General features: G+C 39.8%; 15 protein-coding genes. 8 read left to right on the top strand and 7 right to left on the bottom strand.

Annotation, left to right across the window (positions count from 1 at the left end):
• From DBR11_RS17290 to DBR11_RS17275, 4 genes are all read right to left on the bottom strand, one after another.
• A complete protein-coding gene (locus DBR11_RS17290) occupies positions 1–957 on the bottom strand; it encodes a heme-binding domain-containing protein (protein WP_108553901.1) in 957 nt (318 codons plus the stop codon).
• Between the two features lie 96 nt (positions 958–1,053).
• Positions 1,054–1,779 carry a hypothetical protein gene (locus tag DBR11_RS17285; RefSeq protein WP_108553900.1) on the bottom strand — a complete coding sequence of 242 codons (726 nt, stop codon included), beginning with the start codon at positions 1,777–1,779 and terminating at the stop codon, positions 1,054–1,056.
• 14 nt (positions 1,780–1,793) lie between these two features.
• Positions 1,794–2,297, bottom strand: coding sequence for a DinB family protein (locus DBR11_RS17280; protein WP_108553899.1), 504 nt, complete (start codon positions 2,295–2,297; stop codon positions 1,794–1,796).
• An 86-nt stretch (positions 2,298–2,383) separates the two neighbouring features.
• On the bottom strand, positions 2,384–2,890 hold the full coding sequence (locus DBR11_RS17275) for an SRPBCC domain-containing protein (RefSeq protein WP_108553898.1): 507 nt from the start codon (positions 2,888–2,890) through the stop codon (positions 2,384–2,386).
• 129 nt (positions 2,891–3,019) lie between these two features.
• Here DBR11_RS17275 and DBR11_RS17270 point away from each other — a divergent pair, with 129 nt between their 5' ends.
• From DBR11_RS17270 to DBR11_RS17240, 8 genes are all read left to right on the top strand, one after another.
• Positions 3,020–4,009 (top strand): GlxA family transcriptional regulator, encoded by a 990-nt coding sequence (locus DBR11_RS17270; RefSeq protein ID WP_108553897.1) that lies wholly within the window; start codon positions 3,020–3,022, stop codon positions 4,007–4,009.
• 27 nt (positions 4,010–4,036) lie between these two features.
• A complete protein-coding gene (locus DBR11_RS17265) occupies positions 4,037–4,243 on the top strand; it encodes a hypothetical protein (RefSeq protein ID WP_108553896.1) in 207 nt (68 codons plus the stop codon).
• Between the two features lie 7 nt (positions 4,244–4,250).
• Positions 4,251–4,424, top strand: coding sequence for a hypothetical protein (locus DBR11_RS29650; protein WP_158275310.1), 174 nt, complete (start codon positions 4,251–4,253; stop codon positions 4,422–4,424).
• 140 nt (positions 4,425–4,564) lie between these two features.
• Positions 4,565–5,059 (top strand): SRPBCC domain-containing protein, encoded by a 495-nt coding sequence (locus DBR11_RS17260; RefSeq protein WP_108553895.1) that lies wholly within the window; start codon positions 4,565–4,567, stop codon positions 5,057–5,059.
• 140 nt (positions 5,060–5,199) lie between these two features.
• A complete protein-coding gene (locus tag DBR11_RS17255) occupies positions 5,200–5,817 on the top strand; it encodes a TetR/AcrR family transcriptional regulator (RefSeq protein ID WP_108553894.1) in 618 nt (205 codons plus the stop codon).
• Positions 5,818–5,878: 61 nt separating this feature from the next.
• Positions 5,879–7,126 carry an MFS transporter gene (locus DBR11_RS17250; protein ID WP_108553893.1) on the top strand — a complete coding sequence of 416 codons (1,248 nt, stop codon included), beginning with the start codon at positions 5,879–5,881 and terminating at the stop codon, positions 7,124–7,126.
• Between the two features lie 44 nt (positions 7,127–7,170).
• Positions 7,171–7,725 carry a cysteine hydrolase family protein gene (locus tag DBR11_RS17245; RefSeq protein WP_108553892.1) on the top strand — a complete coding sequence of 185 codons (555 nt, stop codon included), beginning with the start codon at positions 7,171–7,173 and terminating at the stop codon, positions 7,723–7,725.
• A gap of 136 nt (positions 7,726–7,861) precedes the next feature.
• On the top strand, positions 7,862–8,104 hold the full coding sequence (locus tag DBR11_RS17240) for a hypothetical protein (protein ID WP_108553891.1): 243 nt from the start codon (positions 7,862–7,864) through the stop codon (positions 8,102–8,104).
• A gap of 9 nt (positions 8,105–8,113) precedes the next feature.
• On the opposite strand, the gene DBR11_RS17235 is transcribed toward DBR11_RS17240, so the two are convergent.
• The 3 genes from DBR11_RS17235 to DBR11_RS17225 form a co-directional block, all read right to left on the bottom strand.
• Positions 8,114–9,385, bottom strand: a complete 1,272-nt coding sequence (locus DBR11_RS17235) for a nucleoside recognition domain-containing protein (protein WP_108553890.1) — start codon at positions 9,383–9,385, stop codon at positions 8,114–8,116.
• Positions 9,386–9,525: 140 nt separating this feature from the next.
• A complete protein-coding gene (locus tag DBR11_RS17230; RefSeq protein WP_108553889.1) occupies positions 9,526–12,363 on the bottom strand; it encodes a S9 family peptidase in 2,838 nt (945 codons plus the stop codon).
• Between the two features lie 40 nt (positions 12,364–12,403).
• A complete protein-coding gene (locus tag DBR11_RS17225; protein ID WP_108553888.1) occupies positions 12,404–12,979 on the bottom strand; it encodes a hypothetical protein in 576 nt (191 codons plus the stop codon).
• Positions 12,980–13,157: the final 178 nt, after the last annotated feature.

Below are 13,157 nucleotides of genomic sequence, written 5' to 3'. Positions count from 1 at the left end.
TTAGAATTTAATAGGTGGGGTGAAAACAAAATCCTGGTTGGCTACTGGTTTATGGCAGTTGACACACTCGGTAGTGAACATCGCATTTTTGCCATAAGGTATCATTTTTGGGGTTTTAAATCTTGCCCATCCCCATCCGGCAGTAGCGGCGTATTTCTTGTTGTCCTTTATCATGTATTCTATCTGCTTAAAGGCTCCTGTTTTTATGTTTCCATCTTTGCCGGCTAACTGATCCCAGGCCACTTTAGCAAAAATGGTTCCGTTGGGCCATGGGTTGATATGGTTTTCTTTGATGGCTTTTACCGCGATGTCATTGCCAAATATCACCCGCATGGTTCCGTTGTCAAAACGTTCGGTTGTGCTGATGGGTTGCCAGTTTTTATAGTCGGGAATATAGGTTACTCCGTTGGGGGCGGTTGGCAATGGGCTTGCTCCGGCTGAGGATTGTAAAAGGGCGGATTGTTTGTTTAGAGCATTAATCTTAGCTGTATCTTCTGGTTTTTGTTTAACCGCCATTTCTGTCAGGTACTTTTTAAGTATGGCGAGATCAGCAGCGGAAATTTTTGCGGAGGTATGCACAAACTGGTAATCTTTTAGAGGCATAGCGCCCAAAGCGATTTGGTTGAAGGCTTCCCAGAGCTTTCCTTTTTGATCGGCGGGTGCAAGATTGTTAAAGGATGAGAAATTTAGAACTTCCCGGCCTGTTTCTACATGTTTTGCGACGCGCCAGTAAACGGGCGAAATTTTATCAAACCAGTGAAGATTTGTTTCATTGGAATGGCAGTCATAACAGGCTCGCTGAAAGATGGCTTTAACGGGTACAGGTGCCTGTAAGTCGGCCGTAACAGGTGGGTTTTTGATCTCTGGACGGATGAACTGTATACAGATAAAAATCAGCAACAAAATACTTGCGATCAGCAAGAATGTTTTGTGTGACCTGGTGGTTCGCTTTCCCATTATTTGAAGTTTTTACTTTTAACTTATGGTATAACACAATGTACAGCATTTGGTGTTGGTTAAAATTGTAAGAAAACGAAATCGCATGGGATATCGCTATTGCACTGTATTTTCTTCTAATGGGCTGAAGTTTGTAAATCTGGTATATGGGTCAAAGGTATTTTTCTTGTTTCTTATTAGATATCTTCTGTTTCCATTTTTATCTATAAGCTGGATATTTATTTTATCATCTAAATTTACACTGGCAAACTCTCTGAGACTATCTTTTTCGATTTTTAAAAATACTGTAGTTGAGCCACCATGGACTAAAAAGGCATCTATGCAGTTTAATTTTTTGTTGTAACCTAAGTTAGGGTAGTTCTCTGAATTTTTTATGTAGATCAGCTGATCTTTGCTATTGTCGTAAATAAAGAGTCTTCTGACGTCATTGGCTCCTCTTGCTGCAAGGGCCGATTTATAGGTGATATCTTTAAAACCATCGTTGTTGAAGTCGGATAGTTCTGTAAAACAACCTGAGATATCATTTGCCGGGAAGTTAAATTTTTGTTTTAGCAACCATTTATTTTGATTTGATTTCACATAGAAATGAATGATAACATAGCTGCTGTCGGAATTCCTGAAAAGGGAGAGTTCGAATTTGTTTTTTTTTGGTCTTCCAATATTTGTACTGTCCAGGAAATGTTCAAGGAGTTCTGCTTCTTTTTTTATGATATGTTTTGTTTCTTTCCTTGAAGTTGTGCCAATATCTGGTTTAGAGGGTTGACCTAGTTTGGTCTGACATGAAAATAGAAGTAATGAAATGATGAATAGATGTTGTCCCATGTCATTGATTCTAATTAACCTTTTATACTGTCTTCGTAGGTAGGACCATACATGCCAGGGACTTTGTTTCCTGTGGCACGCAGGTAAACGATCATTTCGCCGCGGTGATGATAAATATGATTGAAAAGAAATCCACGGGAAACAATACCTCGTGGCGTGGGCTCCAGAATCACCCGATCGCCTACTTTCATGGTCCAGTTGTCTTGTAACTTCTGCTCCGTAAGTGAGTTTAGTGCTTTTCTGGCTTTTTCTACATTACTTTCGAAAAGTGCTAAAGTGGCCTGGATGTCATTGGGGTCGCCGCGCTCCAGCTGGTCGGCTGCCATATCATATACATCTTGAGTGAGGGTGCCTACGTACCAGTAGTAAATGGTCGCAATATGCTGGGCAAGCTGGCCCATTGTCCAGGAAGTTTCTGAGGGTTTATAGTGGAGGTCTTTTTCCGGAATGGCCTGTAGTAATTTACGGGTGCTGTTTGCTTCGTGTTCGAATTCTATAGTGAGTTGTTGCAGGATCATAGTACAATTGGTTAGAATTAAAGTAAATATAGGAAATAAGAGTAAATAGTTATTTTGATTTTATGCATCCTATTTCTTGCCGTTATTTATTCATGCTTACTTTTTGCAGCCCATTTTTTAACAAAATTTTCCTCAAGTTCGTTCTGTTCTTCCTGTATGGTGGGTTCTCCTTTGCCTGTGGTGATGAGGTTTTTTAGGCTATCTTGTATGTAATGGGTCCAGGCATTGGAACAGATATCATAACATTCATATTCGGGAGTGAGGCCTATTTGCGTGAATTTCAATTCTGTTTGATTGTCTTTTCTGTTGATCTCAAAAATAATTTGGTCACCCGTCCATTCGTGCCTGTCTTTAGTGAATTTAAAACTGTTGCTGATGATGTGCCAAACAATTTTTTTGTTTGGAATCACTTCTGTTAGCTTTATTTTTGAGATGTGCACATCTTCATAATGGTAAAGGAATTCATCATTCAATTGCTCTGTGTTGCCTTCAATGTTTTCCGACCACCATCCGCGGACATTTTTGATGGCGTTAAATACTTCTTCGGGAGTTTGATCGACCAATAATGTGGTCATAAAGTTTTGATTGTTCATATGTTTTAGTTTTCAATGGTATAGTAACAAAATTACAGCCTTTAATGAATAGTTTTGTGGTGTTAAATAGACTTTATAGTGGGTTGATTTAGACATACATTCTGTTTATTTTTACTTAAAACGAATGTGATGAAACATATTACCATCCTTATCCCGAATGGCCATACCAATTTAAGTACGATGGCTTGCATTTTAGGTGCTTATGAAATATTGGTAAGAGCTAACGATTATTGGGAAAAAAACGGAAAACAGTCTTTGTATGAGATTGAAATGGCTGGGGTTTCTATAAATACAAAGTTTATGCAGGGGTTATTGAACTTAAAGACGCAGAAGCATGTTTCTGATGTTAAAAGAACAGATCTTATTATTATTCCCTCTATGGTATCTGATTATGACGAAAACAATAAAGATAATCTCGAGCTGGTTGATTGGGTAATGCGCAATTATCGTAATGGTTGTGAAATAGCCAGTATGTGCAGCGGTGCTTTTATGCTGGCATCAACAGGTTTATTGGATGGAAAAAAATGTTCTACGCATTGGTGTTTTGCTGATGTTTTTAAGAAAAAGTTTCCAAAAGTGAATTTACAGGTGGAGAAGCTGATTACTGATGAACATCGCATTTACACCAATGGTGGCGGTTATTCATTCCTGAACCTGATGATTTACCTGGTTGAAAAATATTATGACCGGCAAACAGCGATCTATTGTTCCAAGATTTTTCAGATCGAAATGGATAGACAAAGTCAATCGGCATTTGTCATATTTACCGGACAGAAGCAGCATGGTGATGAAATGATAATGAAAGCACAAGAGTATATTGAAAGTAAAATACATGAGAAAATTTCTGTTGAAACGCTATCCTCTAAATTTGCTATAGGAAGAAGAAACTTTGATCGGCGATTCATCAAAGCAACAGGGAATACGCCTGTTGAATATACGCAGCGGGCAAAAATTGAATCGGCAAAAAAAGCATTTGAAACGACCAGGAAAACCATTCACGAAGTGATGTATGAGGTTGGTTATTCCGACACCAAGGCATTCCGTGAGGTATTTAGGAAAATTACAGGAATGTCTCCATTGGAGTATCGTGGAAGATACAATAAGGAAGCTGCAAATTAGTTTAATAGATCAAATAATTTATAAATTATGCGTTTGCAATTTTATGATGTTATTCCAAGCTTGCAACCCTATATCAAGTTGATCTGTTCTATGGGCTGCGATGGAGAAGCAGACAGGCAGTATATTAGGGTATTGCCTGATACTTGTGTGGAACTTTTTGTGAATTATACAAATTCGCCTGTGGCAATCATTGACAATGAGCTGCACAAGCGAAGTATTATTACCTTTTTTTAAGCTCCCAATGCATGCATCAAGTGATTTGACTGTATCTCTGTCTGATCTATGGAATGATATGGCAACGGAGATAGAGGAAAAGCTGGCCAGTATCTGTAATAATGAAGGACGTGTAAACCTGGTGCAAAAATATTTACTACAAGAGTTAACTTTGGACAAACAGCTTACGAAAATGGTTTGATATCGCTTCGCTATGGTGTTGATAACGAGTGAAATGCTATTGGGAGAGGAGGTTAGTCATCATTGCTCATTAGGTTGTGAACTTTTTAATATCTTTAATTTATCATTTCATGATTGTCAAATAATATTTATTACTCGCTTATGAATAATTTTGATTGGACCTCTTTTACCAAAACTATTGCAATTAAAGCTCCCTTGGCAGATATTTATAACGCCTGGACCAAAGCCGGAGAGTTGGAGAGATGGTTTCTTAAACAAGTGGTATTTACCAATGACAAGGGGATGAATATTGATCCTGAGGTAAATGTTACAGGAGGATGTACTTATAATTGGTTTTGGTATTTATATGAAGACCCGATGCCAGGACTAATTAAAAACGCAAATGGCAAAGACTTTTTGCAGTTCAGTTTTGAAGGGGAATGCTGTGTAGATGTGAATTTAACCGAGAAATCGGGCTATACTATTGTTGAGTTAAAGCATTATAATATACCTACTGATGATCGTTCTAAACAGTATATCAGGCTTGGCTGTGCAAGTGGCTGGGCTTTTTATCTGGTTAATCTAAAGTCTGTTTACGAGGGTGGGCTTGATCTTAGAAATAGGGATGAGGGCTTGCCGCCAATGATTAATAATTAAGTTAATACGCTAGTATTTCTAAAGACCAACCACTTTTAGAGTGGATGTTAAAGGATAAATGATTGTTTTGTAACATTTCAACATTTTTTGTTTGATTGTCGAAAAAATATTTAATTTTACGGCGATAAAACTTTTCATAGATGTCATCGAGCAATTCTACCAAGGAAGATTTAATGCAGGAACAGATCCTGATGGCGGCTAAAGGCCTATTTCAGACGTATGGTTTAGCCAAGGTGACAATGGATGATGTGGCTAAAGCGATTGGGAAAGGCCGGAGCTCGCTTTATTACTATTATAAAAGTAAGGATGAAATTTTTGATGCGGTTATCATGATTGAAATCCGCGAAATGTTGTTGGCTATGACCCATGCAGTTGATCGGGTTTCTGGTGTTGAGCAAAAGTTTCGTGCATTCTTTTTAACTAAGCTTGAAGTACTTCATGAAAAAAGAGCATTTTTTAAGATGCTTGATGTAGGTATGGATGCAAATGCTTTATCTGATTTCAATAAAATGAAGATTGTTCATCATAATCTGATTATAAGACAGGAAAGCAAGCTATTGGAAGCTTTGCTTACTGAGGGTATGGACAAAGGTGAAGTGCGTGATATGTCGGTTTCGGAATTGGAGATGCTCATCTATGTGCTTTTAAGTTGTCTGCGCGGATTAAAACGGGAACTAGAATTGGATAATGATGCGAAAAGACTGGTGTCTGCAGTAGATATGTTTACACGTATGGCTATGCAAGGATTATATAAATAAAAAAATTTACCTGTTATTGGACAAAAAGACAAAAAGTGTCAAATTGATTAAAATTGCATAAATGAACATAGACGTAACCAATAGTACCTTCCGTGCTTTTCGTAATCGCAATTACGCACTGTTTTTTGCAGGACAATCTGTTTCGCAGATTGGTACCTGGATGCAACGCACGGCGGTTATATGGGTGATTTACTCACTAACCCATTCTGCCTCAATGATTGGTTTTGCGGTATTCGCTCAGCAATTTCCTTCTTTTTTACTTTCGTTGTTTGGGGGAGTGGTTGCAGACAGGTATAACCGGCATAAAATATTGCTGGTTACCCAGACAGCGTCAATGATACAGGCTATACTGCTAACGGTATTGATTTTAACGGGCCATTATGTGATTTGGGAGATTCTGACACTTAGTGCGGTATTAGGAATCATCAACGCTTTTGATACGCCGGCCAGGCAGCCAATGGTGCATGATATGGTTAATGACAAAGCTGATGTGGCGAATGCCATTTCGCTGAATTCGGCGATGGTGAATATGGCCAGATTGATTGGCCCTGCTTTATCGGGTATGGTACTGCAGCAATTTGGTGCGGGTATTTGCTTTAGTATTAATGCGGTAAGTTTTATAGCAGTTATCATTTCTCTGTTATTGATGAAGTTTCCTGAAATTGAAGGGCCGGCTGTCCGGAAGAAAATTTCTTCTGAATTGGCTGAGGGGCTCCGTTATCTGAAACAAACTCCGTCGATCAGTATGCTCGTCTTCCTGATCATTTGCTTAAGCTTGCTTGTGATACCCTATGATACGATGGAGCCGGTTTTTGCGAAGGTTATTTTTAAAGGAAACGCAGCAACTTATGGTTACCTGAGTGGTTGCATTGGTTTGGGTGCATTGATTGGTAGCTTCTTCTTGGCTTCGGCAAAAAAGGGAACTAATTTCAGGATAATTATGCTGATGAGCATTGTTGTATTGGGCATGGGATTGATTCTGTTTTCCAGGATGAGTCATTTTGCGCTGGCCTTGCCTTTTGCCGTGATATTGGGATTGGGATCGATCACGCCCATGTCTACCAGTATTACTATTATACAGATGGAGGCGGCTCCTCATATGAGGGGGAGGGTAATGAGTTATGTGGCTATGGCTTATTTTGGTATGCTGCCTCTGGGAAGTTTGCTGATTGGTACGGTTTCCCAAAAAATAGGCGCTCCACTTACCATGCTTTGTCAGGGAATTATAGCGCTTTTAATTGCAGCGTTGTTTTATAAATTAATACCAAAAGTTACACCTAATTATAGTGATAAAGTTGAGCTCCAATAAGGAGCCATCTTAGTTAAAATAACAATAGATAAATAAAAAAGAAAATGGAACACAACACTTCAAACACGGCTCTTCTTGTTATGGATATGCAAGCCGGTATCGTAGCTATGCTGCCTGAGGCAGCTACTATTGTAATTAATACCGCTAAAGCGATTGCGAAAGCGCGCGATCAGAAAATTCCCGTGATTTACGTCGTGGTTGGTTTTCGTCAGGGTTCGCCGGAAATCAGTATGAACAATAAATCTTTTGCCGCCAGCAAGGAGCGCTTCGAAAGTGTTGATATGGCCGAATTTGTGAAAATTCACGAGGATTTAAAGCCAAATAATGATGAAGTTGTGGTAACCAAGAGACGTTTTAGTGCATTTACAGGTAGTGATCTGGAAGTGGTATTAAGAGCTTATGGTGCGCAGCATCTGGTACTGACGGGTATTTCTACCAGCGGTGTGGTTTTATCTACTTTGCGGGAGGCCGCGGATAAGGATTATCGCTTAACTGTATTGGCCGACTGTTGTGCAGATGGTGATGCAGAGGTTCATCAGGTATTGACTACTAAAGTATTCCCGCGCCAGGCCGATGTGCTGACGGTTGAGGAATGGTAAACAGAATCTTTTCCTATCTGATACTTCTTTTTGTTGCGAATAAACTGCTTATTAACAATAACTTGTTGTCTGCTTAAAATTATTTAAACATTTTAACACGAGCTTTGTTATACACTTCCACTAGCCTTATATAAATATGTTAAGTAATTATCTAAATTTCGATTTTGATGTTCAGGGTAAGCCTGTAAAAGGTTTCTGTATGAGAATCCAGGATGATTTTCACGAAACATACGCAGTGATTGTGGAAGGGTACCATTCCTTCTGTGTATGGCTCGATTCGACGTCTACCTGGAGATCTTCCAAATATACGAATGTAGAACCAGGAATATTGGAACGCATCATAGGGCAGCTATCCCGCGAGGAAAAAACGGAGGTTTAGAAAAAGGATCTATCCGAAGAATAAATAGGCGAGTAAGATTGCTGTAATGACCCCAACCAGGTCTGCTAAGAGCATTGCGCCGATTGCATACCGGGTATTCTTAATATTTACTGAGCCGAAGTAAACTGCAATTACATAGAACGTAGTATCGGAAGCACCCTGGAATATTCCTGATAATCTGCTGGCAAAGGAATCTGGTCCATAGGTTTGCATTGTGCTGACCATCATGCCTCTTGCTGCACCGCCGCTTAAGGGGCGGATTAATGCGGTAGGTAAACCTTCAACAAATCTGGTGTCTGCTCCCAGGTAGGCAAAACCGCTCTTAATTCCGCTGATCACGACATCAAAGGTGCCGCTGGTGCGTAGCAATGAAATGGCCACAAGCATTCCTACTAAGTAGGGGATGATCTTTATAGCGGTATCAAATCCGCTTTTTGCTCCTTCAATAAATGCATCGAAGACATCTATTTTTTTATAAAGTCCACCTAAAACAATAAGAAGGAATATGAGGAGTATTAAACCGTTGCTTAGCAATCCTGAAAAAGACTTAATACCATCGGCATTTAAGGAAGTAATATAAAGGACAAGCAAGGCTATTACAACGGAAAGGCAGAGTACCCAGGTAATGATAATGGGTTGGAGAATGTTGATCTTTTGTTTGAAGGATACAATCAGCATGGCTGCTAATGTGCCCATGAAAGTAACAATAAGACATGGGATAAATATGTCTGTTGGGTTTGATGCATTTTGTGAGGCACGAATGGCAATTACACTAACTGGAATGAGGTTGAGTCCTGCTGCGTGCAAACATAAAAACATAATTTGGGCATTGGATGCCACATCTTTACTGGGATTTAATTCCTGCAGACTTTCCATGGCTTTAAGCCCAAAGGGGGTTGCGGCGTTATCTAATCCTAATAGGTTGGCTGAAAAGTTCATGATCATATGGCCCATGGAGGGGTGGCCTTTTGGGATATCAGGAAAAAGCTTGGAAAAAAATGGCCCAACAATCCTTGATAATAAACGAATACCACCGGCTTTTTCTGCAATGCTCATTAAGCCCATGAATAAGGCTAGAATGCCAATTAGTTTTAAACAAAGCTCTACTGAAACCCAGCAGGTTTGAATAATTCCATCCAGTTTTAATGGGTTAGCTGGATCATCGGCCTTGCCAATCACCATCCAGTTAAAAATATCGCTTTGTCCGAAGAAAAAGCACTTGATACTGGCGACTACTATTGCTACAATGATAAAGGCGGACCAAATTCTGCTTAATGCCATTTGTTGGATGTGTTTTGAGTGCCTAAGATAAAATTATTTTTTCTTATCGCGTCTGGAAGGTATTAAAAAAGGGAGTTGCTGTGCTAGCAACTCCCTTTGTGGGTAGCAGGATGCTGAAATCAATTCAGCATGCCGGCTGATTATGGTTTTTCGTCTGTTAATTCAAATCCCCATGTTTTGCCTTTTTCTGTTGCTGGTACGCCACTGGTCATCCATACAGGTGCTTTGGCACCTTTCAGGTAATAATCAAAGAATTGTTGTTCTCTGATCTGGATGTCTTTTCTGTTTTGGCGGAGCATCAGATTGTGTGCTTCGTTATTGTAATTGAGCAACCAGGCTGGTTTGCCTAAACGTTTCAGCCCTGTAAACATTTCGATACCTTGATACCATGGCACGGCGCCATCGGCATCATTGGCCATGATTACTACTGGTGTATTTACTTTTGGCAGGGAGAATAATGGAGAGTTTTCAATATAGAGTTCTGGTTTTTCCCAAAGGGTTGCACCAATTCTGCTTTGTGTTTTTTCATATTGAAATTGTCTGTTCATGCCGCTTTCCCAACGGATGCCTCCATAAGCTGATGTCATGTTAGCTACTGGTGCACCTGCCCAGGCTGCTGCGTACATATTGGTTTGGGTGATGAGGTAAGCCACCTGATATCCGCCCCAGCTTTGGCCCTGGATGCCGATTTTAGATCCGTCAACCCAGTTGTTTTTCTTTAAGGTTTCTACACCAGAATTGATGTATTCCATTGCAGACTGACCTGGATGACCTGTCTGATAGCTGATGTCTGGTGCAAATACCAGGTAGCCATTGCTCACAAAGAATGGTATATTTAATCTGGACGGCGTAGGGGCTGGTGCATTATAGCTGTACAGACCATCAGAGAGTTTTTCATAGAAGTAAACGATCATAGGATATTTCTTATTAGGATCGAAGTTTTCTGGTTTGTAAAGTATACCTTCAGATTTAAAGCCTTTAGGTGTTGTCCATTTCACCAGCTCTGCAGTACCCCAGTTGTAATTTTGCTGCTGAGGATTGGTGTTGCTGAGCTTGGTTTCTGTTTTCAGATCTGTAGAAACATATACGTTTGGAGATAGGGTGTAATTCCCTTTATCGTAGATATACCGTTCTGCATCTTTTGCTTTAACCAGAATGGAATATTTGAAAGGTGCCATTACCACCAACTGCGGGTTTTTGGTTTCTCCCAGGTTACTGCGGTAAAAACCATTTTCTTTGGTATTGTTGTTGAAAGCATTTAGCCAAACGTCTTCTTTTTTGGTAATGAAACGGGCTGCAGTATCTGTAGCCTGATAGCGGAATGTGATTCTGTTTTGTCTTCCAAAACCGTTTGTGACATTTTTTGCTGGAGATTTTCCGTCTGGAGAAAAGGACCAGATATCGTAGCGGTCATAGATAAGCACAGATTTGTCGTCTTCCGTCCATCCGGCCAGGCCATAGGCTTCAGGTTCATCTGGTACGTCGTTCTCTTCGTCTGCAAATTTTATGTTCAATCCTGTGTTGAGTTGAACCGTCTTTTCTGTAGTTGTATTATAGTTGTACCAGTTCGATGTTTTTTTGTCAAAGTAAAGGACATAGTTGCCGGCAGGAGAGGCTATTGCTCGTCCGTCCAGGTTTTCTACGATTTTTTTTCTGGAACCTGTTTTGGTGTCTACCAGGTAATAGGTTCTTGCGGTGCCGCCTGTCCATTGTGAAGGGATTCGGTTTCCGTAATCTGTGGAAGCCAGGACATATCTTGAGGTACCTTCGTTAATGATACTTGCCTCTGGAAGTTTTATATCGGTTAGAGGAACGATTTTAGGGTCGCTGTTGAAGATATCGATATAGGTCAGGTAACTCCTTTTGGATTCTCTGTCTGCATTTTTCAATTGCATAGGTTGCAGATAATCGTCTTTATATCCCCAGATGTCTAATTTTGCATGTTCAAAGTCTACGAGTGTAGTGTCTTTTTCTTTTTTAACTGGGGCAATACCGAAGAACAATTTATCTCCATCTTTACTGAAGGTGAGTTTTCCGTCGCCGCTGATGGCCCATTTAGCTGGCATTCCTGGAAAGACATTTTCGACCAGTACTTGTGCCGTATCCAGTGTCAGGGAGTTATAATAGATGTTGTAATCTTTGATTTCTTTCTTTTCAGGACTGTTTTCTCCAAGAAAAACCAAATGCTCGCTGTCTTCATCAAAGATGAAACCTTTATAGTTTCCCTTTTTTGAAACTAAGGTTTTCAGACTGCCTTTTTCTGTATTCAGGAGGAATACGCCAACAGGGGCAGTTTTGTCTTTCTTAGATCCTGAGCAGGCAATAGCCAGTTGTTTACCGTTTTTGCTGAATGCATATTCTGTTACAAATTTGAAAGAGCGTTCTGTACCGGTAGCCAGGTTTTTGAAGATCAGTTCTGATCCTTCCTTTGCACCTTTATCTGCTTTTTCATCTTCTGCAAAGAAATCAACAGCATCTTTTTTTTGTTCTGTATCTGTTTTTACTTTTTTCGCTGTATCAAGTGGTTTTTCCAGTTGGTAGGCTACTAAAGCGGCTCCGTTTTCAGGAAAGCTGAAAGATTTAACTCTGGGTACCTTGGTAATGGCAAGATTGCTCAGGTTAATTAAACCTAAACTGTCTTTAGGCATCTCTTCTGGTTTTTTCTTCTTGATTTTAGCCAGTCTGGTTTCTTTGAATTGTGGTTTGATTAAAAATGCAGCAAATTTAGAGTCTGTACTGAATTTCAGAGCAGAACCTCTGGGGATTACTTTTTTGCTATTGTTTAACAGGTTGCTGAAGTATAAACTTGCGTCACCTTCTTGCTGCAGAATACTGAAGCCTGCCCATTGGCCATTATTAGAAAGCTGTTTAGGCCCAACGCTTTCCCAGGTATCATAAACGTTATGATCAAGGGGTCTTTTTTGTGCATAAGTAACGCTGGCAGCTAGGAGGAAAAAAAGGGTAAGTTTTTTTTGCATAGTCTGGTCTGGATTAATGAATAATTTTATGAGTTAAGGGCTATATACTTACACCGATATGGAAAGTAATGCCGTGAGGGTTAACATCGAGGTCGTTGAAGGAGTTCTGAAATCCTTTAAGACCAACTCCTACAAAGGGTTTAAACCATTTACATACCTCATAACGAAGTCCAAGGCCGCCATATAGATATAGGCCGTTTTCCTTAATTTTTGTGGTTTTAAGTGGTTCTTCATCGGTAGCTTCATCATACCGGGTAAAAGAAAGACCTGCAGAAGCTTCGGCATAAGGCATAAGTTTTCCTTTTTTGGCCAGTTCGTATTTTACGTTGGCGTAGACAGGAAGAAATTTAACGTGATAAAGAACATAGCCGTTATCATGATGTACGGCTGAAGAGGAATATTCAATACCCAGTCCCAATTTAAAGCGGGAGGCGGAATTGTAATTTATCTTAAGGGATGGGCCGTTGAAGAAGTTCCCGTGGGTGGAGCGTAAGAACTCATAGGCGGGAGAGAAAGTAAAGCGCGGAGATCCGGATGTTGCCGGGTCGGTTTGGGCTTTTAAAGAAACACTGCTGCCTACCAGTAGTGCTGCGCATAATACATTACGAAATTTCATTTGTGTGTTTTTTAAATGGCTGCATCATCATTTGCAGATCAAAATTAATATTATAATTAATAGAGCGGCAGATTAAAAAAGAAAAGGTGCCTTTTTGGGGCACCTTTTAAAAATATTACATTAAACTCAGATTATTTCTTTTTATCCTGAGCTTTAATTTGTTGTTGTTGACGCATAT

Source organism: Pedobacter sp. HMWF019, assembly GCF_003061025.1.
In the GTDB taxonomy this organism is placed as follows: domain Bacteria; phylum Bacteroidota; class Bacteroidia; order Sphingobacteriales; family Sphingobacteriaceae; genus Pedobacter.
This window is presented reverse-complemented; position numbering and strand designations above follow the sequence as displayed.

What these genes read in the sequence shown, in the direction of transcription:
- DBR11_RS17290 (WP_108553901.1), bottom strand. Translation starts at nt 957, where the DNA reads ATGGGAAAGCGAACCACCAGGTCACACAAAACATTCTTGCTGATCGCA.
- DBR11_RS17285 (WP_108553900.1), bottom strand. Translation starts at nt 1,779, where the DNA reads ATGGGACAACATCTATTCATCATTTCATTACTTCTATTTTCATGTCAG.
- DBR11_RS17280 (WP_108553899.1), bottom strand. Translation starts at nt 2,297, where the DNA reads ATGATCCTGCAACAACTCACTATAGAATTCGAACACGAAGCAAACAGC.
- DBR11_RS17275 (WP_108553898.1), bottom strand. Translation starts at nt 2,890, where the DNA reads ATGAACAATCAAAACTTTATGACCACATTATTGGTCGATCAAACTCCC.
- DBR11_RS17270 (WP_108553897.1), top strand. Translation starts at nt 3,020, where the DNA reads ATGAAACATATTACCATCCTTATCCCGAATGGCCATACCAATTTAAGT.
- DBR11_RS17265 (WP_108553896.1), top strand. Translation starts at nt 4,037, where the DNA reads ATGCGTTTGCAATTTTATGATGTTATTCCAAGCTTGCAACCCTATATC.
- DBR11_RS29650 (WP_158275310.1), top strand. Translation starts at nt 4,251, where the DNA reads ATGCATGCATCAAGTGATTTGACTGTATCTCTGTCTGATCTATGGAAT.
- DBR11_RS17260 (WP_108553895.1), top strand. Translation starts at nt 4,565, where the DNA reads ATGAATAATTTTGATTGGACCTCTTTTACCAAAACTATTGCAATTAAA.
- DBR11_RS17255 (WP_108553894.1), top strand. Translation starts at nt 5,200, where the DNA reads ATGTCATCGAGCAATTCTACCAAGGAAGATTTAATGCAGGAACAGATC.
- DBR11_RS17250 (WP_108553893.1), top strand. Translation starts at nt 5,879, where the DNA reads ATGAACATAGACGTAACCAATAGTACCTTCCGTGCTTTTCGTAATCGC.
- DBR11_RS17245 (WP_108553892.1), top strand. Translation starts at nt 7,171, where the DNA reads ATGGAACACAACACTTCAAACACGGCTCTTCTTGTTATGGATATGCAA.
- DBR11_RS17240 (WP_108553891.1), top strand. Translation starts at nt 7,862, where the DNA reads ATGTTAAGTAATTATCTAAATTTCGATTTTGATGTTCAGGGTAAGCCT.
- DBR11_RS17235 (WP_108553890.1), bottom strand. Translation starts at nt 9,385, where the DNA reads ATGGCATTAAGCAGAATTTGGTCCGCCTTTATCATTGTAGCAATAGTA.
- DBR11_RS17230 (WP_108553889.1), bottom strand. Translation starts at nt 12,363, where the DNA reads ATGCAAAAAAAACTTACCCTTTTTTTCCTCCTAGCTGCCAGCGTTACT.
- DBR11_RS17225 (WP_108553888.1), bottom strand. Translation starts at nt 12,979, where the DNA reads ATGAAATTTCGTAATGTATTATGCGCAGCACTACTGGTAGGCAGCAGT.